This is a genomic window from Peribacillus alkalitolerans (assembly GCF_010882125.1).
Taxonomy (GTDB): Bacteria; Bacillota; Bacilli; order Bacillales; family DSM-1321; genus Bacillus_BN; species Bacillus_BN alkalitolerans.
This window is the reverse complement of sequence record NZ_JAAGVZ010000001.1, coordinates 53966-80027: the sequence shown is the minus strand read 5'-3', so window position 1 is coordinate 80027 and position 26062 is coordinate 53966. Positions and strand designations below refer to the sequence as shown.

Sequence of the window (26062 nt, the reverse complement as noted above, 5' to 3'; positions counted from 1 at the left end):
AGGAACGAATATACATGGATGCTATATCTACAAAAGCGCTTACGCTTTCATATGGAGAGAATCCTATTATAGATGAATTGGACTTGGAGATCCCAAAAGGTGAAATCACTGTTTTTATTGGGAGTAATGGTTGTGGAAAATCAACACTGCTTCGTTCAATCGCACGTTTAATGAAGCCTAAATCCGGTTCAATCCTTCTAGATGGAGAAGCGATTGCAAAGTTGCCGACAAAGGAGATTGCTAAAAAGATGGCAATCTTGCCTCAATCACCAATCGCACCAGAAGGGTTAACGGTGTTACAGCTCGTCAAGCAAGGCCGATATCCATACCAATCATGGTATAAACAATGGTCAGAGGAAGACGAAGAAAAAGTGATGTATGCCTTAAAGGCAACAGGAGTGGAGCATTTAAAAGAACGGCCAGTGGATTCCCTGTCAGGTGGACAACGCCAGCGTGCTTGGATTGCCATGATCCTTGCGCAAGATACAGATACAATTTTACTTGATGAGCCGACCACATATCTCGATATGACACACCAGATTGAAATTTTGGACTTGTTATTTGAATTGAATGAAAAAGAAAAACGTACGATTGTTATGGTATTACATGATTTAAACTTGGCTTGTCGTTATGCACATAATATTGTAGCCATAAAAGATAAGAAAATTTTTGCTCAAGGAAAACCAGAATTTGTAGTCAATTGCTCATTAGTGAAGAATGTTTTCCAAATGGATTGCGAGGTTACAGTTGATCCCCTCTTTGGAACACCTTTATGTATACCACATGGAAAAGGTCGATGTGTACTAAAAGGAGGGAGCCTCAGTCAAGTATGATGCTCTCTGAACAGGAAAAGTCTTTATTAACTAAATTTCGATTATCTACAAATTCAGATTTTAAAAATACAGAATCCTATCTAAATAGTACGTCCCTGATAGAATCACTAGGGGCAAATTTAAATGAAATAAAAGTAAAAATAGGGACAGCCGATGACAAGGTAGCAGCCTCTCTTTTAATCAAAAGATACGCTTTCCTATCGGTCATCGGTTTGGTCATGATGTCTGCGTTTAATAAAAAACTGGATTATTCAGCCGACAATGTTGCTTTAGTGGACCATGTGGATAAAGGGTTATGGTTGCCACAATTTGCTTTTCACTCTATGAAAATGCAGGATATTTCCGAACATCGAGAAGAGTGGAGAAGGATTATTGTACAAGAATTATTTGCTGAACACATCTTCGAACTGATTGATGTTCTTTCAAAAAGCACTAAAATTTCAAAATTAATCCTTTGGGAAAACGTTGCTGTTTACCTTTTTTGGATTTATGAAGTGCTGCAAGATATGTACAAGGAATCACCAATTAAAGAGCGTCTGTCTGAAGATTTCCTATTTATTTTGTCGGAGGATGCGGCTGTTTTATTCGGAAAATACCACTCCAACCCGATTAATAGATATTTTTATAAAAAGACTAATGTGAAATTAGATGAAGAACCAATTAGAGTAAGGATGACTTGCTGTTTGTCCAATAGACTTTCAAATAAGGGTTCATGTAAAACATGTCCGCAAACATGCAAAGAGCTAATTAAAAGTACTCCTATATAGAGGTGACCTAAATGAATGATTCTTTCAAGGAACAGTTTGATGGATTAATTGAGAAGTATTGTGAACTTTTATTAGGAGATCAAAATAAAGAGCTACAACAAAAGGTGGTATATTGGGCACTATACTCCCATATAGCCAAACAAATGCCTGCCCTGGCTAAGCATTGGAATGAGACATGCCCAGAAGCGAAAGGGAAGCTGATGGAGATTATTGCAGAAATTAAACAATTAAATGAAGCCAAAAGACAATCTACAAAATAAACCGTTGAAACGACAACGGCTTCAGATTGTCGACAAAAGGTATCGAGAGTACGCTCTCTCGATACCTTTTGTCATTTTTGATATGTATAGTAGGCGAAAAGGTTGATTTCCGCTCCAGGCACTTGCTTTCCGGGGGGCGTTCGCCGAGCCTCCTCGTCGCTACCGCTCCTGCGGGGTCTCGCCTGTAACGCTCATCCCCCAGGAGTCAAGCGCCTTCCGCTCCAATCAACCAGTGTCCTTGAAAAATCAACTTAAAAACCTGTTCATTAAGCTATATAAATCATCCTCAATTAACTTTCCATGTCCAAGTTGCCTAACGGTTAGATGAAGGTAAAATCAATCGCTGCATCGAGTTTTCGGACTAAGTGGTCTTGAGGAACAAGTTGTTCAATAGCCAGCATTTCTAATTGTTCACGTTCATTGATTTGATTTTTCGTCATCATCGCTTATTACCTCAAAATTATGTACAAACACCGTTGATTGGAGCGGAGAGCGACGACTCCTGCGGGAAAAGCGTGAGACTTGAGACCCCGCACGAGCGTAGCGAAGGAGGAGGCTCAAGCCACGCCCGCGGAAAGCGTTCGCCCGGAGTGGAAATCAACTTCTCTAGTTCTTAGTTGACTTCTTTTTTCTAAAATTGTATAAAATGGCGCTGTGAAGAAATTCGACAAAATGGCCAATTTTTGGTATAAATTTTAAGTGTCACTTGACAATTTATCGATGTTTGTCAAGAATTCTAAAGGTGGATAGTCTGCATTCCTATAAAGATAGTAGTTGAGTTGTTGATGCATATTTATCCTTATAAACCCTTGATAAATAAAGAATTTTCTAATAAAACAAAACACTTGGAATTCAGTAATATGCATATCCAAAATGAAAATTAAATGATAGAATAATTTTGTCGAATTTTTGAATATTATCTTTAGTAATACAAAAAACAACATAGATGAGTAAATGCAATTGAAAACCGTGTATACGTTTTCATTTTATAGGGGGTTAATGATATGGAACAAGCAATGAGAGATTTTTTCCTCTTCTTATCCAAGAACAAAGCGGCAACAAAGATGGCAAAGAAATATGGTCTTCGCTTTGGTGCAAGTCGTTTTGTAGCTGGTGAAACAATTGAGTTAGCAACAGCTGTTATTAAAAATCTAAACAAACAAGGTCTTTGTGTAACGATTGATTACTTAGGCGAGTTTGTGGACAACGTGGCTGAAGCTAACGAAATGGCGGACAATGCCATTATCGCAATTAAGGCTATCGGAAAAGAAAAGTTAGATTCACAACTTTCTTTAAAGATGACTTCTATGGGAATGGATATTTCTGATGAGACAATCATGTCAAACATGAGAAGAATCTTAGATGCTGGGAAAGAAAATAACGTTTTCGTAACAATCGACATGGAAGACTATGCTAGATGCCAAAAAACTTTGGATATCTTTAAAGAACTGAGAAAAGAATATGATAATTTAGGTACAGTTATCCAATCTTACCTATATCGTACAGTAGGAGATATGGAAGATCTTAACCAGTACCATCCAAATCTTCGTCTAGTAAAGGGAGCATACAAAGAATCACCTGAAGTGGCTTTCCCAGACAAAAAAGATGTTGATGATAACTATAAAAAAATCATTAAAATGCATTTATTGAATGGAAACTATACTGCGATTGCCTCTCATGACGATGCTATGATTGAATACACGAAACAATTAGTGAAGGAATACAATATTCCTAATGATCAATTCGAATTCCAAATGCTTTACGGAATCCGTACCGAAAGACAACTTGAGCTAGTAAAAGAAGGCTACAAAATGCGTGTTTACGTACCGTACGGAACTGACTGGTATGGATACTTCATGCGCCGCCTTGCAGAACGTCCTGCAAACGTAGCGTTTGTATTAAAAGGTATGTTAAAGAAATAAGATTTGAGGAAGCTCACAAGGTCCCATATAGACCTTTTGAGCTTTTTTATTTGAAATTTGAAGACAATTCGACAAGTTGGGAATATGAAGGGACAAGTTGGGAATAAAATCACTGAAGTCGGGAAAATTTGGGGCGAAGTAGGGAATATATACATAGGAGTAGGGAATAACTCAAATTTTTTCAAAGTAATAAGTCAAACTGACCAGAAAAACAAATTCCTAGCCAGCTTGACTTAACATTGATTTCCACAGGTGTGGTGACACCTGCGTTGGCCATAGGATGGCGTTTGTTAGCAGACTCTCTATGCTTCCAATGCAAGATTTTTGCGCTTTTTTTTCTTAATCAATCGTTTGATTAACTTTTATATTGGCTATTTTGGCTATTCACTTTACGTTCTCCTCCAACTTGCATTCTCGGACCTGCATTTCCTTTTACACTTGCTGCACTAACTCCAGCTTTGGATGGATTTTTTTTCATTCTTGCCATGCTTTATCACCCCTTTACCTATATCCTTTCTTGTAAAGATGCATATTATGAATGGTAAGAAGTTTTTTCAAATCTTAGATTTTTATTTATTGCGGAATTTTCAAAAATCTTTTATAGTAAGGATATAAGAAAATATTTGAAATTTTTTTGTCATAAAAATGAATGAGTGTTCATTCAAAAGACTGAAGGGGGATATGAAATTGGTTCGACAAATACAAAAAGCAGCAGTCTTAGGATCTGGAGTTATGGGTTCAGGTATTGCAGCGCACCTTGCGAACATTGGAATTCCTACATTGCTTCTTGATATTGCACCTCGGGAATTAACAGAAGCGGAAGCAAGTAAAGGACTTACCCTAGAAGATAAAGTCGTTAAAAATCGTATTAGCCAAAGCAACCTTCAAAAACTTTTGAAACAAAAACCTGCTCCACTTTCAACGAAGAAAAATATTGCATTGATTGAAGCAGGAAATTTTGAAGATGATATGAAGCGCCTTTCCGAAGTGGATTGGATTATAGAGGTTGTTGTAGAAAATCTAGTAGTGAAAAAACAAGTGTTTTCACAAGTGGATCAATATAGAAAGCCTGGAAGTATCGTAAGTTCCAATACATCTGGTATATCTGTAGAAGCAATGGTGGAAGGTCGTTCTGAAGATTTCCGAACTCATTTCCTGGGAACGCATTTCTTTAATCCTCCACGCTATTTAAAACTACTTGAAGTAATTCCTACCAAGAGCACGGATTCAGAAGTTCTTGCTTTCATGAAGCAATTTGGAGAAGACGTGCTTGGAAAGGGAGTAGTAGAAGCAAAGGATACACCGAACTTTATTGCAAACCGTATTGGAACATATGGCTTATTAGTCACTGTTAAGGAAATGACAAAAGGCGGTTACAGTGTTGGTGAAGTTGATTCGGTTACAGGCCCATTAATTGGACGTCCAAAAAGTGCAACATTCAGAACTCTTGATGTGGTTGGCCTTGATACTTTTGCTCACGTTGCGAAAAACGTATACGACCAAGTCGAAGGTGAAGAAAAGGCAGTCTTCGAGGTTCCAACATTCATGAAAAAAATGCTTGAAAATGGGTGGTTAGGTTCTAAGTCAGGTCAAGGCTTCTTCCTGAAAAAGGGCAAGGACATTCTAGAACTAGATCCCGACACTCTAGAATATGTAGAAAGAAAGAAATTAACAACTACTTCTACAGAAATGAGCAAGCAAGAAAAAGGACTTTCTAACAAAATGAAAGCGCTTGTTTATAGCAAAGACCGCGCTGGAGAACTACTATGGAATATCCTTAGCCCGGTTTTACTATACTCCGCGGAGCTGCTAGGAACTATCGCTGATGACATAGTGGCAATCGATCAAGCGATGAAATGGGGCTTCGGATGGGAACTTGGACCTTTTGAAACATGGGATGCGATTGGATTAGAAAAATCTGTTGCAAAGATGAAAGAGGAAGGCAGAAAAGTACCACAGTGGATTGACGAGATGATTGCTAATGGTCAAACAAGCTTCTATGAAGATAAAGAAGACGGTTTGTACTTCTATCATAAAGGTGAGTATCAGTTAGTTGAAGAAAATCCGAAAGTTATCAACATTAAGCGTCTGAAAAAGCAAAAAGGCGTGATTAAGAAAAATTCTGGAGCTAGTTTAATCGATTTGGGGGATGGCATCGCATTGCTTGAGTTCCATTCACCAAATAATGCGATTGGCATGGATATTATCCAAATGATCAATTTTGCAGTGAATGAAGTGGAAAAAAACTTTAAAGGACTTGTAATCGGTAACCAAGGGAAAAACTTCTGTGTAGGTGCCAACTTGGCAATGATTCTAATGGAAGCTCAGGATGACAATATCTTTGAAATCGATATGGTTGTACGTCACTTCCAACAAGCAATGATGAAGATTAAATATAGCTCAAAGCCTGTTGTCGCAGCTCCATTCAGTATGACACTTGGTGGAGGTACAGAGGTTTGCTTACCAACCGCACACATCCAAGCTTCAGCAGAAACATATATGGGATTAGTGGAAGTTGGGGTTGGTCTGATTCCAGGCGGAGGCGGAAATAAAGAGCTTTATATTAAACATCTTGAAAGTATGCCGAATGATGTGGATTTTGACCTTCAAAATGTAGCAAATAAAGTGTTCGAAACCATTGCTACCGCGAAGGTATCAACTTCTGGTGAAGAAGCACGCGATCTTAACTTCTTGAACTTCGTGGATGGAGTAAGTGTGAACGGTGACCATTTGTTATATGACGCTAAGCAAGCTGCTCTTTCTCTATATGAAAAAGGCTATAAGGCTCCTGTTCGCAAAAAGGTTCCGGTTGTTGGAGAAACTGGATATGCTACCTTGCTTCTAGGTGCCCAAAATATGTTGTTATCAGGTTACATTTCTGAGCATGATTTAGCGATTGCTAAAAAGCTTGCATATGTAATCGCAGGTGGAAAAGTACCATTTGGAACAGAAGTGGATGAACAATACTTACTAGACCTTGAAAGAGAAGCATTTTTAAGTCTGCTGGCTCAACCGAAATCTCAAGCGAGAATGCAGCATATGCTCGTAAAAGGTAAACCATTACGTAATTAATTATAAATATAGATTAATAGAATTTTGTGACCCGGTAAAAGCCACTTTTGTTAATACAAAGTTGGGCTGTTAGAAACAGTAAATAAATTTTGCAAGGGGGATCCCCATGAGAGAAGCGGTAATCGTTGCCGGAGCACGTACTCCGGTTGGAAGAGCAAAAAAAGGTACGCTTGCAAATGTACGTCCGGACGATTTAGGAGCACTTGTTGTAAAGGAAACTCTTAAACGAGCAGGGAACTACGAAGGAAATATTGATGATTTAATTATTGGCTGTGCAATGCCAGAAGCAGAGCAAGGTTTAAATATGGCAAGAAATATCGGAGCATTAGCTGGACTTCCAGACACTGTTCCTGCCATTACGGTCAATCGCTACTGCTCAAGCGGACTTCAAACCATCGCTTATGCGGCTGAACGAATCATGCTTGGTCAATCAGATACTGTCATTGCTGGTGGAGCAGAGTCCATGAGTCTTGTACCGATGATGGGCCATGTTGTAAGACCGAACTTAAAGCTAGCCGAAACTGCTCCCCAATATTATATGGGTATGGGCCATACTGCTGAAGAAGTTGCGAAAAAATTTGGTGTTTCTCGAGAAGATCAAGACGCATTCGCAGTTCGAAGCCACCAAAAGGCTTTAAAGGCAATCCAGGAAGGAAAGTTCGTTGACGAGATTGTTCCTGTGGACGTAACTTTCCGCTCAATTGGGAGCGACAACAAGTTAAATGAAAAATCCATTCTATTTACTACAGACGAAGGGGTACGTGCTGAAACTAGTATGGAGGGTTTAGCAAAGTTGAGACCTGCATTTAACGTTATGGGATCAGTTACTGCTGGAAACTCTTCTCAAACAAGTGATGGAGCTGCAGCGGTTATGGTTATGGACCGTGAAAAAGCAGATTCTTTGGGCTTGGCGCCATTGGGTAGATTCCGTTCATTTGCAGTGGCTGGGGTTCCTCCTGAAATTATGGGGATTGGACCAGTAGCAGCAATACCAAAGGCATTGAAGCTTGCTGGTTTAGAGCTTTCCGATATCGGTCTATTCGAGCTTAACGAGGCATTCGCATCTCAATCTATACAAGTTATTCGTGAGTTGGGCATTGATGAAGAGAAAGTCAATGTGAACGGTGGTGCGATCGCCCTTGGACACCCCCTAGGTTGTACAGGAGCAAAGTTGACTTTAACTTTGTTGCATGAAATGAAGCGACGCAACCAACAATTTGGGATCGTTACAATGTGTATCGGTGGCGGTATGGGAGCTGCTGGTGTGTTTGAATTACTAGCTTAATATTATAAATTTCTTGAAATGAAAATAAATACATTGAACCTACATTAAGGAGGCAAAAAAGATGACAAACCAAACTGAAAAGTTAATCAAGGGCGGAAGCTTTTTAATTGATGATGTTACGATTGAGCAGGTTTTCACACCTGAGGAATACACAGATGAGCAAAAAATGATTGCTAAAACGACTGAGGACTATGTGATTAACGAAGTAGTTCCGCAAGTGGAATATTTAGAGCATCACGAATTTGATCGCTCAGTAAAGCTATTGAAAGAAGCTGGTGAGCTTGGTCTTTTAGGTGCTGACGTTCCTGAAGAGTACGGTGGGATAGGTTTAGATAAGATCAGCTCTGCCTTAATTGCAGAAAAGATGTCACGTGCAGGTGGATTCTCCATCACTCATGGTGCACATGTTGGGATTGGTTCCCTTCCAATCGTGTTATTTGGTAATGAAGAGCAAAAGCAAAAATATTTACCTGAACTTGCTACAGGAGAAAAAATCGCAGCATATGCTTTGACTGAGCCAGGTTCTGGGTCTGATGCACTTGGAGCGAGAACAACTGCAAAATTAAATGCGGCTGGCACTCACTACGTATTAAATGGCGAAAAACAATGGATCACTAACGCTGGCTTTGCTGATGTATTCGTAGTTTACGCAAAAATTGATGGAGAACATTTCTCAGCCTTCATCGTAGAACGTGAATACGCGGGTGTATCGACTGGGGCAGAAGAAAAGAAAATGGGTATCAAGAGCTCTTCCACTCGTACTTTGATTTTGGAAGATGCACAAGTGCCAGTTAAAAATCTTCTAGGTGAAGCAGGAAAAGGTCATGTCATTGCATTCAATATCTTAAATATCGGACGTTACAAATTAGGTGTAGGTGCTGTAGGTGCTTCTAAACGTGCCTTTGAAGTAACAGCTCAATACGCTAACCAACGCAAACAATTCAATACACCTATTTCTACTTTTAACTTAACTCGTGAGAAGCTAGCGACTATGGCATCTAAAATTTATGCAGCAGAAAGCTCTGTATACAGAACAGTTGGTCTTTTCGAAGACCGCATGAGCAAGCTATCTGATGAAGAAGTTAAAGATGGCTTAGAGGTTGCGAAGTCGATTGCAGAATACGCGATTGAGTGTTCATTGAACAAAGTATTTGCTACTGAAGTTCTTGATTATGTTGCTGACGAAGGTGTTCAAATCCATGGCGGTTACGGCTTCATGGCTGAATACGAAATCGAAAGAATTTACCGTGATTCACGTATTAACCGTATTTTCGAAGGAACAAACGAAATCAACCGTCTTTTAGTGCCTGGAACTTTCTTACGTAAAGCAATGAAAGGTGAGCTGCCTCTTCTTCAAAAAGCTCAAGCCCTTCAAGAGGAGCTTATGATGCTAATGCCTGAAGAGCCAGGTGACGAGCCATTAGCACAAGAAAAATACCTTGTGAAAAACGCAAAGAAAATCGGATTGTTGGCAGCGGGTCTTGCAGCACAAAAATTCGGCAAGGCGCTTGAGAAGGAACAAGAAATCCTAGTGAATATCGCGGATATCATTTCTAACGCTTATGCTATGGAATCAGCTGTCCTTCGTACTGAAAAAGCTATCAAAAACACTGGTGTTGAAAAGAACCAACAAAAACTTCTCTACACTCAAATCTTCTGTCAAGAAGCATTCAACCAAATTGAACAGCATGCAAAAGAAACTCTACTTGCAACGGAGCAAGGGGATACATTAAGAATGTTGATCTCTGCATTGCGCAAGTTCACTAGACACACACCAATTAACGTGGTAGGTAAGAAACGTGAAGCGGCTGAAAAGCTAGTTGAAGCTGAAAAATTCGTAGTTTAATACTTTAACTAAGAAACCGCCTTTAGGCGGTTTCTTAGATTTTTTTAAAACGCCAATACGATCCACAAATATTTATTTGATAATGAGAGTTGAACAGTGACTAGCAGGATTCGTTTTTCAGATAATATTCGAATAATTTTACTTTGTTTTTTTGTCGAAAAGAGGTTATTCTAAAAGACGGGGTGATAAAATATGTTGAAGTTTTATTGGTATCCAAAGTGCGGTACTTGCCGTAATGCAAAAAAGTGGTTAGACCAACAAGGAATCGCCTATAATGAAATACATATTGTTGAAAATCCACCGTCAAAAGACGAAATAGAAGAATTCTATCGAACTAGTGGCCTCGAGCTGAAAAAATTCTTCAACACGAGTGGCCAAAAATATCGTGAGCTAGGCATTAAAGATAAAATGAAAACGGCTAGTGAATCCGAGTTACTTGATTTACTGGCATCTGATGGCATGTTGATTAAACGTCCTATTGCTACTGACGGAACTAAAGTGACGGTCGGTTTCAAGGAAGAAGAATTTAATGAGATCTGGTCCAAAAAGTAAGTATTATAGTTTGTAGATACCTGATTGTTACGATATCATCGATATTATGAAAACAATTAGTATCAATAGATTGTTTTATACTATCCCAATCATCTTATGACTGCTTAGAAGAAATTCTGTGTTAGTGATATAAGGACGGAGATAGTATAAGCGCAACTAGGCAATCGCCGGCATTATGACTAGGCGTTGTCTAAGTTTTCTAATTACATAACTTGGAGGAGATTGGGATGACAACACCAAAAGAGCTTCGTTATTCTGAAGAACATGAATGGGTAAAAGTAGAAGACGGAAACATGCGTGTCGGTATTACATTTTTCGCTCAATCAGAGCTTGGTGATATCGTTTTCGTTGAGCTTCCAGAAGTAGGCGATGAAGTAACAGCGGACGAGCCGTTCGGTAGTGTTGAGTCAGTTAAGACTGTTTCTGAGCTTTATGCACCAGTTAGTGGTAAAGTAGTGGCAGTAAATGAGGAGCTAAGTGACAATCCTGAATTTGTAAACGAATCTCCTTACGAAAAAGCTTGGATGGTCGTAATTGAACCATCTAATTCCAGCGAATACGAAAATCTTATGACTGCTGAGCAATATGAAGAAATGATTAAAGAAGCTTAATGTTTGAAGGAGGGCCGATGCTCTCCTTTTTGTTTTTTTTAATGGGCATTAGAGAAGGAAATTAACCTAGTGACTATTAGGAAAATAAGAATAATTAGGGCTTTGCCTAACTTCCGAATACTCGCCATCCTGAGAATTGTATAATATTAGGATTATTTGATTTACGTTTAGTGTTTGTGGGGAAAGTATGATTAACTGTAGAAAAATAAAGGAAGAATACACTTTTTTCTAGAATAATGAATAAGATAAAAGAAGATCTAAATTTATTTTACTTTATGTAAGTATAATTTGGCAGCATAGAAGAATGTCGACGTAGTGGCCAATTTTAGGAATTAAGTATGGGTGCAACTACGCCTCTGTCTTCGCCTTAGGGCTCGCCAATCGACGAGTTTTCTAATCAAATACTAATTTTTGCACATATCTTGTCCTTTTACTGAATAATAAACATAATAATACCTTTTTTACATGCTTCTTATTTGCTCGAAATGGGTGATGGCTATGGAAAATCTGCAGTTGGAAAAAGTGATTATCGTGGAAGGGACGTCTGACAAAAGGAAAGTTAAAAGTGTCGTAAACGAACCTGTGGAAATCATTTGCACAAATGGAACAATCTCATTGAGTAAGCTGGATGAGTTAATTGATGAGCTTTTTAATAAAGAAGTGTATATTCTAGTTGATGCTGATGAAGCTGGAGAAAAACTGAGAAAACAGTTCAAAAGGGAGTTTCCAGAGGCATCACATATTTATATAGATCGAGCATATCGTGAAGTAGCCACGGCACCTAAACACCATCTTGCCACCGTCCTATTAAGTGCCAATATAGATGTTAATACTGAATTTTTAAGTAAAGGATGACCTAGTAAAAACATGTCGATTCATTCATACTCCTTGGAACAATTACAACATAATGTAAAAAGTCAGAAACTATTTGGTTTATATATTTACACGCCCATTTGCGGAACATGCCAAGTAGCTTCAAAAATGCTAACAGTGGTTGAGTCAATGCTGCCTGAATTGAAAATAGAACGAATCGATTTAAACTTTCTCCCTGATATAGCGAATCATTATAAAATTGAAAGTGTCCCATGTTTTCTACTTTTTGAAAATGGAACGCTTGTGGAACGTATATATGCCTTTCAGTCGGTACCAGACTTGCTTGCAAAATTAAAAAGATAGAACGAAACATCGTCAAAATATGGCGATGTTTTTTATTCTTTGGCTCTGTTAAACTTGCCTGTTGATTTCCGTTCCAGACGCTTGCTTTCCGGGGGGCGTTCGCCGAGCCTCCTCGTCGCTAGCGCTCCTGCGGGGTCTCGCCTGTAACGCTAATCCCCCAGGAGTCAAGCGTCTTCCACTCCAATCAATAAACTACTTAAAATCAACAATGTACTTTAACACAGTCTATTCTTTTAGAAAGTCTAAATTGGTGCACAAAAAAGTTGATGTTAAGTGTAATTAGGCAATCTCCTCCGCTAATGCTTTGCTCTACTCCAAGGATTCTAATGTACTCTTACAAAATTATATTGTTGTTAATTTCTGAAAATATATTTACTTTCTAACTTGTATACGTATATATTTAGGGAGACGAAATAATCAAAGGGGCGCAACATCATGCTGATGGAGTGGAGACACCAAATTCAATCATACAATCAAAATATTAAGTGGATTTTACTTGGCAATTTTTTTATCCAAATAGGTTTTGGAATATTTATGGTCATTTATAATTTCTATATAAGGACGTTGGGTTTTGAGGATGTGGTTAATGGTAAGGTCGTTTCCATGGCCTCATTGGCAACCGCATTATTACTTGTACCAGCTGGACTTCTTGCAGATAAAAAAGGTCGAAAGAATATACTGATCATCGGGCTTATTTTAACCGGAATCTTTACTATAGGCCGTTCAATTGTCGAAACGGAGTCATCCTTACTGTTATTTGCTTTTTTGGCTGGAGGAACTTCAGCATTCCTACAAGTTTCTATGATCCCAATCCTTTCGGATAACTCGAATCCTTCTCAGCGAATTCATTTATTCAGCATTCATTTTTCATTAATGACACTAGCAAATGTGATTGGTAATGTTTCTGGAGGGTTATTAACTGACCTGTTTTTACAATTCACCTCAAACCTGCACTCAATTAGGACTACATTGTTAATAGGGAGTGCTATATATTTACTAGCGATATGGCCATTAATGAAAATTAAAGAAGCGAAGGAAAAGGAAGTAGGAAATGGTATTGAGGTAATTGGTAAAAAGGAAAAAAAGGCTCCCTTGTATTTCATTTTGCTTTTTGCAGGATCACAATTGATTATTGGAATTGGAGCGGGGTTAGTAATTCCATACTTAAACCTCTATTTCGCTGACCGCTTCCACGCACCTAATTCAATTATTGGGATTATTATTTCCCTGGGCCAAGCAGCAACAGCTATCGCGATGTTTATTGGACCTGCAGTGGTCAAGAGGGTTGGCGAGGTAAAAGCTGTCGTTCTATTACAATTACTATCCCTACCATTTTTACTGCTAACTGCTTATACAGAGCATCTAGTAGTGGCTGCAATAGCATTTCTGTTCCGGCAAGCCCTTATGAATGCGGGAAATCCTATTCAAATGTCACTCATGATGTCACTTGTTCCTGCAAACTCTAAAGGTCTTGCCAGCTCAGCCAATCAAATGGCATTCAATTTAGGATGGGCGTTCATGGGACCTGTCTCAACTTCCATCGTCATGAGCTATGGAGTCTATTGGGGTTATGCTACTGTATTTACCATCACATCCATGATTTATCTTATGGGAACTTGTTATTTTTTCTTTATCTGCAAATCCATGCTTCCGAATAAAAAAGAAAAAGTGGCAATTTCCCAAGTTTAACGTTTTCCTCGACACCACTTGCTATTTCTCGGGAAATGATGTGTCTTTTTTTGTCGGTATAGCTTCAGAGATATGAAGAATTGTCATTAATTGATGGGAAAAAATAGAATTTTTATGATGGAAAATGAAGGGATTTTGAACATTTTAAGAGAACATCTTATTCATGAGCTTTAGAAGGAGAGGGATAGGATGGTTTCAATGATTCAACAATTCTTACAAGAGTGTTCTGAAAGAAAACATATTTCAGTTATGTTGCCAGAAAAAGGACTTCAAGTGGAAATTCAGTCAAACCATTCTTCTATTCAGTTCTTCTTATCAAAAGACAATATATCCTTTAAACCAAATCAAGAGAACTTTACCACCATTAAAATTGAATGCGAACCTGATATACTCGAGGATTGGTTGTTAGGTAAAAAGAGATTCCAAGATTTTATTAATACAAGGGCGATGAAGGTACGAGGTAACTTTAGGGACATTCTCCGTTTAGAAAGCATTGTCCTACTTGCAAAACCCTACAAATGTTAATTTTATAATTTTCTAAAAATTAATTGACTAGCAAAATTCAGTGTGTTATATTTCGTTTTAACGAAGTAATGGAAATAAAATTCAAGTAAATTAATTTAAATAGTTAAATCTTATCCAGAGTGGCGGAGGGACTGACCCGATGAAGCCCGGCAACCGGTATGTATACACGGTGCTAATTTCAGCAGGATGTATTAATCCTGAAAGATGAGAAGAGCGTTTTTAACAGTCTCTTCTATGTGGAAGAGGCTTTTTTCATGCCTCTTCGAAAGCGTCCTTTAATCTTCCCTCGCTTCATGCTGAGTTGGTGGAAATAAATTTTGATTTGATAAGGAGAGAGGCAAAATGGTGGGAAAAAATTATCGATTTGAGACTTTAAGCATTCATGGAGGACTTCAGGAAGATCCTGTGACAGGTGCTCGGTCAGTACCCATTTATCAAAGCAATGCTTACCTGTTTAAAGACACAGACCACGCAGCCAATCTGTTTGGCTTAAAAGAACCGGGTTATATTTATACCCGAATTCATAATCCTACCACAACTGTGTTTGAAGAAAGAGTCGCCTTGCTTGAAGGTGGAATTGGTGCTTTAGCAGTAGCTAGTGGGATGGCCGCAATCACTTTGGCCATTTTAAATATCGCTAATGCAGGGGATGAAGTCGTAGCTGCTTCTGCCCTGTATGGCGGTACCTATAATCTGTTTGCAACTACATTACCGAAGTATGGAATCAGTGTGAAATTTGTTGATCCTGAGCAACCTGAAAACTTCCGACAGGCCATCACTCCAAAGACGAAAGCCATTTTTGCTGAAACCATTGGCAATCCTAGCCTTCATGTCCTTGATATTGAGAAAGTGGCTGAAATCGCGCATGAATCTGGGATTCCACTCATCATTGATAATACCTTTGCTACGCCTTATCTTTGCCGACCGATTGAACATGGTGCGGACATTGTCATTCACTCTGCTACAAAGTGGTTATTAGGAAATGGAACCACTTTAGGGGGAATCATTGTCGATGGTGGGAAATTCGATTGGAATTCTCCAAAATTCCCTGGGTTCACTGAACCAGATCCTAGCTATAATAACCTTGTGTATTCTCAAGCGATTGGGGCAGCTGCCTATATCATTAAGGCTAGAGTACAATTGTTGAGAGACCTTGGGCCAGCAATTAGTCCGTTTAATGCCTTCCAATTTAATTTAGGGTTGGAAACATTACACGTACGGATAAAAGAGCATATCGTAAATACAAAAAAAGTTGTAGAGTACTTAAAAGCCCATCCTGCCGTGAAATGGGTACTGTATCCTGGTGATAATAGCCATCCTGGTAAAGTTTTAGCGGACAAATATTTGCCTAAAGGGGCGGGTGCAGTTTTAGTGTTTGGAATTGAGGGTGGTCGTGAAGCAGGGGCTACATTAATTAACTCAGCAAAACTTTGGTCTCATGTTGCCAATGTGGGTGATGCAAAAAGCTTAATTATCCACCCTGCATCTACTACCCATCAACAATTAAGTGCTGATGAATTAAAGGCTGCAGGAGTGACGGAAGACCTTGTGCGTTTATCTGTTGGAATAGAGAACGTAGAGGATTTGATAGAAGATCTTGAGCAAGCGATTGAGAAGGCCACTGGCGTGTCTTCACAGACAGTTAAAGCTTAAGGGTAAAAAATATTTAAACGATTGTTATTGACACACCAAATTTGACATGATATTATCACTCTCGTAATCTATTTTCGCTTTTGTCATTTAATACGTTAATTGAATATATGTCAACTCTTATCAAGAGAGGTGGAGGGATGTGCCCGATGAAACCCGGCAACCTTCAAAGAACTTAACGGTTCTTAGAAAAGGTGCCAATTCACACAAAGTCATAGACTTTGGGAGATGAGAGAAAGGAATATGAATTATTATGCCTTTCTGCTCATTTGTGCAGAAAGGCTTTTTTTATTCCTAACGTTGATATCTAAAGAGGATGAAGATAAACCTCTCTACGAATACTATGACAGGTGCAAATGAATGATCGAGGTGAGTTGTAATGATAACTTTGTCAAATGTAACAAAGATTTTTAAGTCAGGTTTTGCTTCGCAAGACACAATCAAAGCAGTTGATAATATAAATTTAAACATTCAAAATGGTGAAATATTTGGAATCATTGGATATAGTGGCGCAGGTAAAAGTACGCTGATCAGAATGCTAAATGGTTTGGAAATCCCTTCAGAAGGTTCTGTTATCGTGGCAGAGAAAGAGGTTTCAAAAATAAGAGGTTCACAACTTAGAAAAGCTCGACAAGAAATAGGGATGATTTTTCAGCATTTTAATCTTCTCTGGTCGAGAACAGTTCGTGAAAACATTGCTTTTCCTTTAGAAATTGCAGGAGTACCGAAAGCGAAGCGTTTAAAAAGAGTAGATGAGCTAATCAAATTGGTTGGTTTAGAAGGTAGAGAAAATGCTTACCCATCTCAATTGAGCGGGGGGCAAAAACAACGTGTGGGGATCGCTAGAGCACTGGCAAATGATCCAAAAGTTCTTCTTTGTGACGAAGCCACTTCAGCATTGGACCCGCAAACAACGGACTCAATCCTGGATTTGTTAGTAGATATCAATAAAACACTTGGTCTTACAATTGTCCTCATTACACATGAAATGCATGTTATCCGTAAAATTTGCCATCGAGTGGCTGTAATGGAAACTGGGAAAATCGTTGAATTGGGAGAAGTACTAGATGTGTTTCAGAATCCGGGACAACCGATAACAAAACGCTTTGTCCAACAAGTGACTGAGCCAGAAGAAACGAAGAATACTGTAGACCATCTACTAGAACGTTATCCAGAAGGAAAGCTCTTGCAATTGACGTTTGTTGGAGATGAGGCTGAAGAACCTTTAATTAGTAAACTAATCCGAAATTTCGAATTAGATGTCAATATCGTTCAAGGGAAAATATCGCAAACTCAAAAAGGATCTTATGGAACGTTGTTCATCCATGTTGATGGTCCGAAGCAAGAAGTCGAAAAAGCTTTAGATTTTATTAGAGATCAAAAGGTAAGTGTGGAGGTGATTGACCGTGCTTGAGACATACTTTCCAAATGTTAAATGGGAAAGAATTTATGAGGCTACTATTGAGACCCTCTACATGACTGGATTGTCAGTATTGGCAACCTTCGTATTAGGAATTGCACTTGGTCTGCTACTGTTCCTAACATCAAAAGGGAACATATGGGAAAATAAGTTGATTAATGGTGTTATCAGTGCTTTTGTAAATATTTTCCGGTCTATTCCATTCATTATCCTTATCGTTTTACTTATTCCTTTTACAAAGGTACTGGTCGGTACAATCATTGGTGAGGACGCTGCTTTGCCAGCACTTATCATTGGTGCGGCTCCCTTTTACGCGAGAATGGTGGAAATCGCACTTCGTGAAATTGACAAAGGAGTCATTGAAGCAGCTAAGGCTATGGGTGCAAAAACTAGCACCATCATATGGAAAGTGCTACTTCCTGAGGCTATGCCAGCGTTAATTTCGGGTATCACCGTAACTGCGATTGCTTTGGTAGGATATACAGCGATGGCTGGAGTCATTGGGGCTGGAGGATTAGGAAACCTAGCATATTTAGAAGGCTTCCAACGCAGTCGTGATGATGTTACCTTAGTGGCTACGATCGTAATTTTATTAATCGTATTCATCCTACAATTCATTGGGGATGCATTTACAACAAAATTAGATAAAAGGTAATTTTATATAAATTTATAAATATAAGGGGAGTTAACAATGAAAAAATACACATCATTCCTATTAATTTTGACGCTTTCTCTTTTACTAGCGGCATGCGGAACAAAAAATGAAGAGGGCAAAAATGCTGGCGAAGGTAAAGAAGATACTAAACTAGTTGTTGGGGCATCCAATGTTCCCCATGCAGAGATTCTTGAAGAAGCGGCTCCACTGCTTGAAGAAAAAGGCATTGAACTTGAAATCGTACCTTACCAAGATTACATTATGCCAAACAAAGCTTTAGATGAAGGCGAGCTAGATGCGAACTACTTCCAACACATTCCGTATTTAGAGTCTCAAATTAAAGAAAATGGTTATGACTTTGTAAACGCTGGCGGCATCCATATCGAACCAATCGGAGTTTATTCTAAAAAGTACAAGAGCTTAGAAGATCTTCCAGAAGGCGCAGAAGTTATCATGAGCAGCTCAGTTGCTGACCATGGCCGCATTCTTTCCATGTTAGAAGAAAAAGGATTACTAACACTTAAAGAAGGTATCGATAAAACAGCAGCAACTGTGGATGATATTGTAGATAACAAGAAGAACTTGAAATTCAAAACTGATATTGAAGCGTCTCTTTTAACTCAAGTGTATGAAAATAACGAAGGCGATGCAGTATTAATCAACTCTAACTATGCAATCGATGCTGGATTGAACCCAGTAGAAGATTCTATTTCAATTGAAGATTCTAATTCTCCATATGTAAACGTCATTGCTGTAAATAAAGGTGACGAAAACAAAGATGCGATTAAAGCACTTGTTGAAGTTTTACGCTCTGAAAAGATCCAAAACTTCATTCTAGATCAATATAAAGGTTCAGTAGTACCTGTAACTGAATAAGGTTATAAAGCCCAGGCCAAATGCCTGGGTTTTTTATTACTTGTAAGATGGGTAGAAACAGAAAAAGTTGCTGTTGGGGAAATAAGAGGAACATATTTGCTCAATATGAATATTGCATTATTTATCATGTTAAGGCTGCCTAAAAAATGGAGCATCAGAAAAAGAAATGTTAGAGGCGATTGGAGGAGGGGCTTCTATTAGCCAAGCGGTCACACTAGTCATGCAAACGATTGAAGATTTAGCAATACAAAAATAGAAAATGAATGAGCCGATATGCACTAGGCATAGTCAGCTCATTTTTTAGTATTGGACGAGTTCTTTAAGTAGGGAAATGAAAGGGTCAGGCCAAGAACATAAAGTAAACATGCAAAATAGGCAGGCAATAAATGAATGAAAGACGTATATCCTATGGTGAAATGAATGGAAATCCCGCTTAAAAATGCTGGAATCCCTCCTAATAATAATGCATTCCACACCCATTTTTCTCCCTCCCTGAAACCCCACAAAGATATCATTAATACGAGCAAACCCACACTGATCAATGCACTTCCGAAGCCAGCCCGGTCATGTGCGATAACTGGTATTAAGCGTTCATTGAGTAGGGCAATTTGATCGGCCGGCATACATAGATAGGAAATATCTGTCGGAATAAAAACATAAGTCATTCCTATGATTGTAATCATAATCCCACCAATGGTAAGCGCAAATCCTAAAATGACAAAACATAGCTGCCCATATAAGCTTGCTTTCCAAGAACGAGTATTCTTTTTATTGGTTGAGGAAGGAGAAAATAAAGTAGAAGTAGTTTTTTTTCTTCCTATCCAATAGAAAGGAAACAAAATAAGCCAAAACAAACCGTGAAGCCAATCAAAATATCCAAAGCCAATGAATGCAAGGATGCCGAGAAAACCAGTGATTGCCCCAATATTAATTGCTTTTTTTGCCCAATGTCTGCCTTTCTTAACTCCATATTTAGAAAGAAATACGTACAATATTCCTCCTGAAATCATGGTTCCAGCCAGCGTTATCCTGTCATGAGCCATGAAAAACAGTATCCTCTCATTGAGTAAATATAATTCTTCTTTTTTCATTTGTAAAAAAAGCTCATCATAAGGCAAAATAACGGAAGTACTTCCAAACAGTAAAGCCAGTATGCCTCCAAATAATATTAAAAGCCCGAAAAACAAATAATACTTCCATCCTGTTCCAAAATTATTATCTTCTTTATGAATACTGTATTTAACTGCTTCATTAATTCGTTTTGGAAGTCCAGGACCTGCTTGAACATACTGGGAACTTAAAAACACTAAATCAACGTCTTGTTGTAGTAACATAAGAGCGTCTTTAGGTTCTGTAACTCCCCCTACCGTAATGACAGTCATTTTATATTCCGTAAGCTTTTTAATATTTTTAGAGATTCGACTATATTGTTCAAGATTCGATTGATAGGAGAAATAATCCTTTTCTTGAAATAGTCGTGCCTCTTCAATAATTACTCCATCTAATATTTGTTCATGATAAAGTTCGACAATGCTTTCTATGAAAGCATCAGCTTCTATATAGGGTAGGCATAGAAATAATGGTTTTCCATTGCTTGCTATCTTAATGGAATCAAGAACTACACTATCAAACAATTCCTCAATAACAATAAAGTCACTAGAATGGCTAACTTTTTTTGCAATATCCACAATTTCAGTTTCGTTTCCTACAATCCGAGCAAAAAAAGGAACGGGTTTATGATAAACTGCGTTCATTTTATCGAGAGCGTATTCAACAGACACATTTTCTCGTTGATTGAAATAAAAAATGTCTCTTTTATCTGGAGACCACTTTACGTGCTTATCTATTTTGTTTCCATTTAATGATATGGGCCCAATCTCTATTGCCCCAAAACCTAAGTTACAAAACGCTTGGATACCTTCGAGTCGACTATCAAGCTTACCACTAAGCCCAACCTTCGAATGAATTTTCCAATTATGCAAATCAAACGTATCTTTCTTATCCGGTTTCATATGTCCAAGAAATTCAATCCACTTTCTTCCTATAGAAAAGCCTGCAAGTGAATTCATACTTTTATGAATAAAAGAACGAGATCTTTCCGCATCCAACTTTTTTAAGAATGGAAGAAAAAGCGGATGATAACTCCAGTCGGGCACAGCATTCCCCTCCTTACTAATCTTTATCGTATCATGAACTAATCTTTGAAGGCACTTTGGTAATTGATGGAATAATGATTATTGTATTGGTTGACGGGTAAACAAGTGAGTAAACAGTATGTAAATCAAAAAAATGAAAGGAATGATTTGTTATCAATCCGCATCAATTAAATCTAAATGTAACAAGTGAAATGGAAAAAGCGATGCTTCAATCGCATGGAATTTGCTATAGTGTTTATAATCGTGATCTGGATGTACGCATGCAAATAGAAGATTCACGCCAAAAAGATTACGAAAAAGGACACAGGATCGTCCAAGAGTTGAATAGAAGAGTTCATACTTAATTGATGAGTTTTTGCAGGAAAAGAATTTAATTACGTGAGAAAAGATCAGCTGGAGAGAGCTGGTCTTTTAGTTATGAAAAATGTTGAGGACATATTAATGTTTATTAATAGATAAACGTGAATGATGCCCGATTTCGGGTGAAGAGGAGCTAAAAGGTAATCATAGCTCGTGAATGGTGCCCGTTTTCGGGTGCAGGGTAGCCAAAAGGTAACCATAGCCCGTGAATGATGCCCGTTTTCAGATGAAGAGGAGCTAAAAGGTAATCATAGCCGTTGAATGATGCCTGTTTTCCCCAGCCTAATGTTTAAGCATTTTATATGTAATGGTTGTAGATAATTTGGGAAATAGTATGATAAGCGATAGAATGTTAGGAGAGCATCATTTACACTACACTCATAGTGTTATTACCATTTAATTAGTTGCTATCAGATTTCATTTGTTATAAGATTGTAATGAGAATAAATTGAGAATTACTGTAGTTAATTTGTTTCCTATTAACTTATTTGACACCTGCACTTAATGAGAGCGCAGGTGTCAGTTTTGAAGGAGACAAATGAAATGCAGTGTGACAATAGGGAATAGGCTGGATGAGATTTTCATACAGGTTAAATCCTTTATAATGAATTTAATGTCGGAGGTATTAATATGGCTGGTTCTACTTTAACAATTAAAGATTTACACGTTTCAATCGATGGTAAAGAAATTTTAAAAGGGGTAAACCTAGAGGTTAAAGGTGGAGAAATCCACGCAATCATGGGTCCAAATGGTACTGGTAAATCTACTTTATCATCTGCGATCATGGGTCACCCTAAATATGAAGTAACTAGTGGAAGCATTACTTTAGATGGTAAAGACGTGCTAGAGATGGAAGTGGATGAGCGTGCACAAGCTGGATTGTTCCTTGCTATGCAATATCCAAGTGAAATTAATGGTGTAACAAACGCAGACTTCCTTCGTTCAGCTATCAATAGCCGTCGTGAAGAGGGCGAAGAAATTTCATTAATGAAGTTCATCCGTACAATGGACAAAAAGATGGAACTTCTTGAAATGGATCCGGATATGGCACAGCGTTACCTTAATGAAGGTTTCTCTGGTGGAGAAAAGAAGCGTAATGAAATCCTTCAATTAATGATGCTTGAACCTAAAATCGCAATCCTTGATGAGATTGATTCTGGTCTTGACATCGATGCATTGAAAGTCGTTTCAAAAGGGATCAATGAAATGCGCAGTGAAGATTTCGGCTGCTTAATGATTACCCACTACCAACGTCTATTAAACTACATTACACCTGATTTCGTACACGTTATGATGCAAGGTCGTGTTGTTAAGTCTGGTGGTCCTGAGCTTGCACAACGCTTAGAGGCGGAAGGTTATGATTGGATTAAGCAAGAATTAGGAATCGAAGACGAAACTGTTGGCCAAGAAGCTTAAGCGTTAGGAGGATATCAATGACTACCGAAACTAAATTCCCGATTGATAAAGAGTATTTAAGCTCTTTCTCAAAAGAAAACAATGAACCGGCTTGGTTAGCGGAGCTTAGAATCCAAGCGCTTCAAAGCTTTGGTGAGTTGCCAATGCCAAAGCCTGATAAAACGAAAATCGACAAGTGGAATTTCACTGAGTTCCAAAACCATGTCGTAAAAAGCGAAAAATATGAAAATCTTGAGGAACTTCCAGAGGCAGTGAAATCACTGTTAAATAGTGAGGAAGTAAGTCGTAATTTATATATTCAACGCAATAATACGCCTGCTTATTCTGTTCTATCTGAGGATTTGAAAAACCAAGGTGTAATTTTTACAGATATCTTAAGTGCTACGAAGGAACATTCTGACCTAGTACAAAAATATTTCATGAAAGACGGAATTAAAGTGGACGAACACCGCTTGACGGCTTTACATGCTGCTCTTGTAAACGGTGGAGCGTTCCTATATGTTCCGAAAAACGTAGAAATAAAAGAACCAATCCAATCAGTATTCGTTCATGATCAAGCTGATGCTACATTATTCAATCACGTCCTAATTGTAGCTGATGACAACTCATCAGTAACTTACGTAGAAAACTACATTTCTACCTTAGATGCTGAAAAAGGAATTGTGAACATTGCTACGGAAGTAATTGCTGGCGCGAATGCTAGAGTTGCTTACGGTGCTGTGGATTCCTTATCTTCAGGCATTACGACTTATGTGAATCGTCGTGGAGTAGCTGGCAGGGATGCGAAGATTGAATGGGCTTTAGGGTTAATGAACGATGGAGATACAGTTTCTGAAAACATCACTTATTTAATGGGGGATGGCTCTTTTGGGGATGCGAAGACTGTAGTCGTAGGACGTGGAGAACAAAAGCAGAACTTCACGACTAGCATCATCCATTTCGGTAAAAATTCTGAAGGCTATATCTTAAAGCATGGTGTTATGAAGGATAGTGCTTCGTCCATATTTAACGGAATCGGAAAAATTGAACACGGTGCTTCTAAGTCAAATGCTGAACAAGAATCACGTGTGCTTATGTTAAGTGAAAAGGCTCGTGGAGATGCAAATCCAATCTTATTAATTGATGAAGACGATGTAACTGCAGGTCACGCAGCTTCTGTAGGTCGTGTAGACCCGATTCAAATGTATTATTTAATGAGCCGTGGAATTCCTAAGAAGGAAGCGGAAAGATTGATTATACACGGATTCCTTGCGCCAGTAGTAAATGTATTGCCAATTGAAGGCGTTAAGAAACAGCTGGTTGAGGTTATTGAAAGGAAAGTAAGATAATGAACGCATACGAAATTCGTAAGCACTTTCCGATTCTCGACCAAGAAGTCAACGGAAAACCCCTTGTTTATTTGGATTCGGCTGCTACTTCGCAAAAGCCTATATCCGTTATTGAAACGGTGAACAAGTATTACCGTGAATATAATTCCAATGTCCATCGAGGTGTTCATACTCTAGGAACTAAAGCGACAGATGGATACGAAGGTGCAAGGGAAAAGGTTCGTAAATTTATCAATGCTACCTCAACGGAAGAAATTATTTTCACTAGAGGTACAACAACTGCTTTGAATACTGTTGCAGCGAGTTATGGACGTGCAAATTTGTCTGAGGGCGATGAAATTGTCATTTCCTATATGGAGCATCATAGTAACATCATCCCTTGGCAACAAGTTGCAAAACATACGGGTGCTAAATTGAAATACTTGCCTCTACAGGAGGATGGCTCAATCTCTCTTGAGGCAGCTAGAGAAACAATTACATCCAACACAAAAATTGTTTCGATTATGCATGTATCGAATGTACTTGGTGTCATAAATCCTGTGAAGGACCTTGCTGCAATTGCCCATGAAAACGGGGCTATCATGGTGGTAGATGGTGCACAAGGAGCACCACATATAAAAATTGATGTCCAAGAATTAGATTGTGATTTTTATGCGTTTTCCGGGCATAAGATGTGTGCCCCAACAGGAATTGGCGTATTATATGGTAAGAAGCAGCATCTTGAAAACATGGAGCCGATTGAATTTGGTGGAGAGATGATCGACTTTGTTGATCTTTATGAATCTACTTGGAAAGAGCTACCGTGGAAATTCGAGGGGGGTACCCCAATCATTGCAGGTGCAATAGGTTTAGGGGCAGCTATCGATTTCTTAGAACAAATTGGACTTGAACACATCGAGGCCCATGAACATAAATTGGCAGCTTATGCTTTAGAAAAAATGTCTACTATCGAAGGAATTACCATTTATGGACCGAAAGATGCATCACAGCGTGCAGGTGTTATCACTTTCAACCTTGATGATGTCCACCCACATGATGTAGCAACAGTCCTGGATGCTGATGGCATAGCAGTCCGTGCTGGTCATCATTGTGCACAGCCTTTGATGAGATGGCTGAAGGCCTCAGCTACAGCAAGAGCAAGTTTTTACCTCTATAATACTGAGGAAGATATTGATAAGCTTGTTGAAGGGCTTGTCAAAACAAAGGAGTATTTCAGCAATGTCTTTTAATAACTTGGATGCCCTCTATCGTCAAGTGATTATGGATCATTACAAAAATCCTCGTAATAAAGGGTCTTTAGATGAAGGAAACTTGACTATTGATATGAACAATCCAACCTGTGGTGACCGAATCCGTCTAACTATGAAGGTAGAGGATGGCATAGTGGTCGATGCTAAATTCGATGGGGAAGGATGTTCCATATCTATGTCATCCGCTTCTATGATGACTCAGGCGATAAAAGGCAAAGATATAGAAACAGCTCTTAAAATGTCTTCTATCTTTTCCAACATGATGCAAGGAAAAGAATATGATGACTCAGACCTTGACCTTGGTGATATCGAAGCGTTACAGGGAGTATCTAAATTCCCTGCACGTATCAAATGTGCGACATTAGCATGGAAGGCAATGGAGAAGGGTTTGAACGACTAAAATAAGATAAATG

General features: G+C 38.5%; 25 protein-coding genes, 1 pseudogene and 2 riboswitches. Of the genes and pseudogenes, 23 read left to right on the top strand and 3 right to left on the bottom strand.

Annotated features, from left to right (window positions below; genetic code table 11):
• Positions 1–14: 14 nt before the first annotated feature.
• Genes G3O09_RS00410 through G3O09_RS00400 form a run of 3 tightly spaced genes read left to right on the top strand, consistent with a single transcriptional unit; the run spans position 15 to position 1860 of the window.
• On the top strand, positions 15–833 hold the full coding sequence (locus tag G3O09_RS00410; RefSeq protein ID WP_163098958.1) for an ABC transporter ATP-binding protein: 819 nt from the start codon (positions 15–17) through the stop codon (positions 831–833).
• Positions 830–1600: an IucA/IucC family C-terminal-domain containing protein gene (locus G3O09_RS00405; RefSeq protein ID WP_163098957.1), complete on the top strand. Its 771-nt coding sequence runs from the start codon at positions 830–832 to the stop codon at positions 1598–1600. Before G3O09_RS00410 ends, G3O09_RS00405 begins: the two co-directional genes overlap by 4 nt.
• A gap of 11 nt (positions 1601–1611) precedes the next feature.
• A complete protein-coding gene (locus G3O09_RS00400; RefSeq protein WP_163098955.1) occupies positions 1612–1860 on the top strand; it encodes a DUF2573 family protein in 249 nt (82 codons plus the stop codon).
• 320 nt (positions 1861–2180) lie between these two features.
• On the opposite strand, the gene G3O09_RS22670 is transcribed toward G3O09_RS00400, so the two are convergent.
• Complete coding sequence (locus G3O09_RS22670) at positions 2181–2303, bottom strand: hypothetical protein (RefSeq protein WP_275898292.1); 123 nt, start codon at positions 2301–2303, stop codon at positions 2181–2183.
• A 561-nt stretch (positions 2304–2864) separates the two neighbouring features.
• On the opposite strand from G3O09_RS22670, the gene G3O09_RS00395 reads away from it, so the two are divergent.
• Complete coding sequence (locus G3O09_RS00395; protein ID WP_163098953.1) at positions 2865–3782, top strand: proline dehydrogenase family protein; 918 nt, start codon at positions 2865–2867, stop codon at positions 3780–3782.
• A 355-nt stretch (positions 3783–4137) separates the two neighbouring features.
• Here G3O09_RS00395 and G3O09_RS00390 read toward each other — a convergent pair whose 3' ends face one another.
• Positions 4138–4269 carry a YuzL family protein gene (locus tag G3O09_RS00390; protein ID WP_163098951.1) on the bottom strand — a complete coding sequence of 44 codons (132 nt, stop codon included), beginning with the start codon at positions 4267–4269 and terminating at the stop codon, positions 4138–4140.
• A gap of 200 nt (positions 4270–4469) precedes the next feature.
• Between G3O09_RS00390 and G3O09_RS00385 the strand changes: the two genes are divergently transcribed.
• From G3O09_RS00385 to G3O09_RS22255, 14 genes and pseudogenes are all read left to right on the top strand, one after another.
• A complete protein-coding gene (locus G3O09_RS00385) occupies positions 4470–6854 on the top strand; it encodes a 3-hydroxyacyl-CoA dehydrogenase/enoyl-CoA hydratase family protein (protein ID WP_163098949.1) in 2385 nt (794 codons plus the stop codon).
• Positions 6855–6960: 106 nt separating this feature from the next.
• Complete coding sequence (locus tag G3O09_RS00380; protein WP_163098946.1) at positions 6961–8139, top strand: acetyl-CoA C-acetyltransferase; 1179 nt, start codon at positions 6961–6963, stop codon at positions 8137–8139.
• Between the two features lie 61 nt (positions 8140–8200).
• The gene (locus G3O09_RS00375; RefSeq protein ID WP_163098945.1) at positions 8201–9985 is read left to right on the top strand and encodes an acyl-CoA dehydrogenase family protein; all 1785 of its coding nucleotides are present in this window, start codon (positions 8201–8203) and stop codon (positions 9983–9985) included.
• Between the two features lie 192 nt (positions 9986–10177).
• A complete protein-coding gene (locus G3O09_RS00370) occupies positions 10178–10537 on the top strand; it encodes an arsenate reductase family protein (protein ID WP_163098943.1) in 360 nt (119 codons plus the stop codon).
• Positions 10538–10764: 227 nt separating this feature from the next.
• Positions 10765–11148: a glycine cleavage system protein GcvH gene (gcvH, locus tag G3O09_RS00365; RefSeq protein ID WP_163098941.1), complete on the top strand. Its 384-nt coding sequence runs from the start codon at positions 10765–10767 to the stop codon at positions 11146–11148.
• A 498-nt stretch (positions 11149–11646) separates the two neighbouring features.
• Positions 11647–12003, top strand: a complete 357-nt coding sequence (locus G3O09_RS00360) for a toprim domain-containing protein (protein WP_163098939.1) — start codon at positions 11647–11649, stop codon at positions 12001–12003.
• A gap of 12 nt (positions 12004–12015) precedes the next feature.
• Positions 12016–12324 carry a thioredoxin family protein gene (locus tag G3O09_RS00355; RefSeq protein ID WP_163098937.1) on the top strand — a complete coding sequence of 103 codons (309 nt, stop codon included), beginning with the start codon at positions 12016–12018 and terminating at the stop codon, positions 12322–12324.
• Between the two features lie 435 nt (positions 12325–12759).
• Positions 12760–14013, top strand: a complete 1254-nt coding sequence (locus G3O09_RS00350) for an MFS transporter (protein WP_163098935.1) — start codon at positions 12760–12762, stop codon at positions 14011–14013.
• Positions 14014–14202: 189 nt separating this feature from the next.
• Positions 14203–14538, top strand: a complete 336-nt coding sequence (locus G3O09_RS00345; protein WP_163098933.1) for a hypothetical protein — start codon at positions 14203–14205, stop codon at positions 14536–14538.
• A gap of 107 nt (positions 14539–14645) precedes the next feature.
• Positions 14646–14749: riboswitch (SAM riboswitch) on the top strand.
• Between the two features lie 131 nt (positions 14750–14880).
• The gene (locus G3O09_RS00340) at positions 14881–16191 is read left to right on the top strand and encodes an O-acetylhomoserine aminocarboxypropyltransferase/cysteine synthase family protein (RefSeq protein ID WP_163098927.1); all 1311 of its coding nucleotides are present in this window, start codon (positions 14881–14883) and stop codon (positions 16189–16191) included.
• 114 nt (positions 16192–16305) lie between these two features.
• Positions 16306–16423, top strand: a riboswitch (SAM riboswitch).
• Between the two features lie 144 nt (positions 16424–16567).
• The gene (locus tag G3O09_RS00335) at positions 16568–17602 is read left to right on the top strand and encodes a methionine ABC transporter ATP-binding protein (RefSeq protein WP_163098925.1); all 1035 of its coding nucleotides are present in this window, start codon (positions 16568–16570) and stop codon (positions 17600–17602) included.
• Positions 17595–18263 carry a methionine ABC transporter permease gene (locus tag G3O09_RS00330; RefSeq protein ID WP_163098923.1) on the top strand — a complete coding sequence of 223 codons (669 nt, stop codon included), beginning with the start codon at positions 17595–17597 and terminating at the stop codon, positions 18261–18263. The genes G3O09_RS00335 and G3O09_RS00330 overlap by 8 nt, the downstream gene beginning before the upstream one ends.
• Positions 18264–18299: 36 nt before the next feature.
• Complete coding sequence (locus G3O09_RS00325; RefSeq protein WP_163098921.1) at positions 18300–19139, top strand: MetQ/NlpA family ABC transporter substrate-binding protein; 840 nt, start codon at positions 18300–18302, stop codon at positions 19137–19139.
• Between the two features lie 89 nt (positions 19140–19228).
• A pseudogene (locus tag G3O09_RS22255) lies at positions 19229–19395 on the top strand (carboxymuconolactone decarboxylase family protein); the annotation flags it as partial.
• Between the two features lie 37 nt (positions 19396–19432).
• On the opposite strand, the gene G3O09_RS00320 reads toward G3O09_RS22255, so the two are convergent.
• Positions 19433–21295 (bottom strand): beta/alpha barrel domain-containing protein, encoded by a 1863-nt coding sequence (locus G3O09_RS00320; RefSeq protein ID WP_163098920.1) that lies wholly within the window; start codon positions 21293–21295, stop codon positions 19433–19435.
• 191 nt (positions 21296–21486) lie between these two features.
• Between G3O09_RS00320 and G3O09_RS23040 the strand changes: the two genes are divergently transcribed.
• The 5 genes from G3O09_RS23040 to sufU all read left to right on the top strand — a co-directional run bounded on the left by G3O09_RS23040 (position 21487) and on the right by sufU (position 26049).
• Positions 21487–21639, top strand: a complete 153-nt coding sequence (locus G3O09_RS23040) for a YuzK family famiily protein (RefSeq protein WP_476742321.1) — start codon at positions 21487–21489, stop codon at positions 21637–21639.
• Between the two features lie 646 nt (positions 21640–22285).
• Entirely contained in the window at positions 22286–23071 is a 786-nt protein-coding gene (sufC, locus tag G3O09_RS00315; RefSeq protein ID WP_163098918.1) for a Fe-S cluster assembly ATPase SufC, read from the top strand.
• Positions 23072–23088: 17 nt separating this feature from the next.
• Positions 23089–24399 carry a Fe-S cluster assembly protein SufD gene (gene sufD / locus G3O09_RS00310; protein ID WP_163098916.1) on the top strand — a complete coding sequence of 437 codons (1311 nt, stop codon included), beginning with the start codon at positions 23089–23091 and terminating at the stop codon, positions 24397–24399.
• A complete protein-coding gene (locus G3O09_RS00305; protein ID WP_163098914.1) occupies positions 24399–25628 on the top strand; it encodes a cysteine desulfurase in 1230 nt (409 codons plus the stop codon). Before sufD ends, G3O09_RS00305 begins: the two co-directional genes overlap by 1 nt.
• Entirely contained in the window at positions 25618–26049 is a 432-nt protein-coding gene (sufU, locus tag G3O09_RS00300; protein WP_163098912.1) for a Fe-S cluster assembly sulfur transfer protein SufU, read from the top strand. Before G3O09_RS00305 ends, sufU begins: the two co-directional genes overlap by 11 nt.
• The last annotated feature ends 13 nt before the right edge of the window (positions 26050–26062 follow it).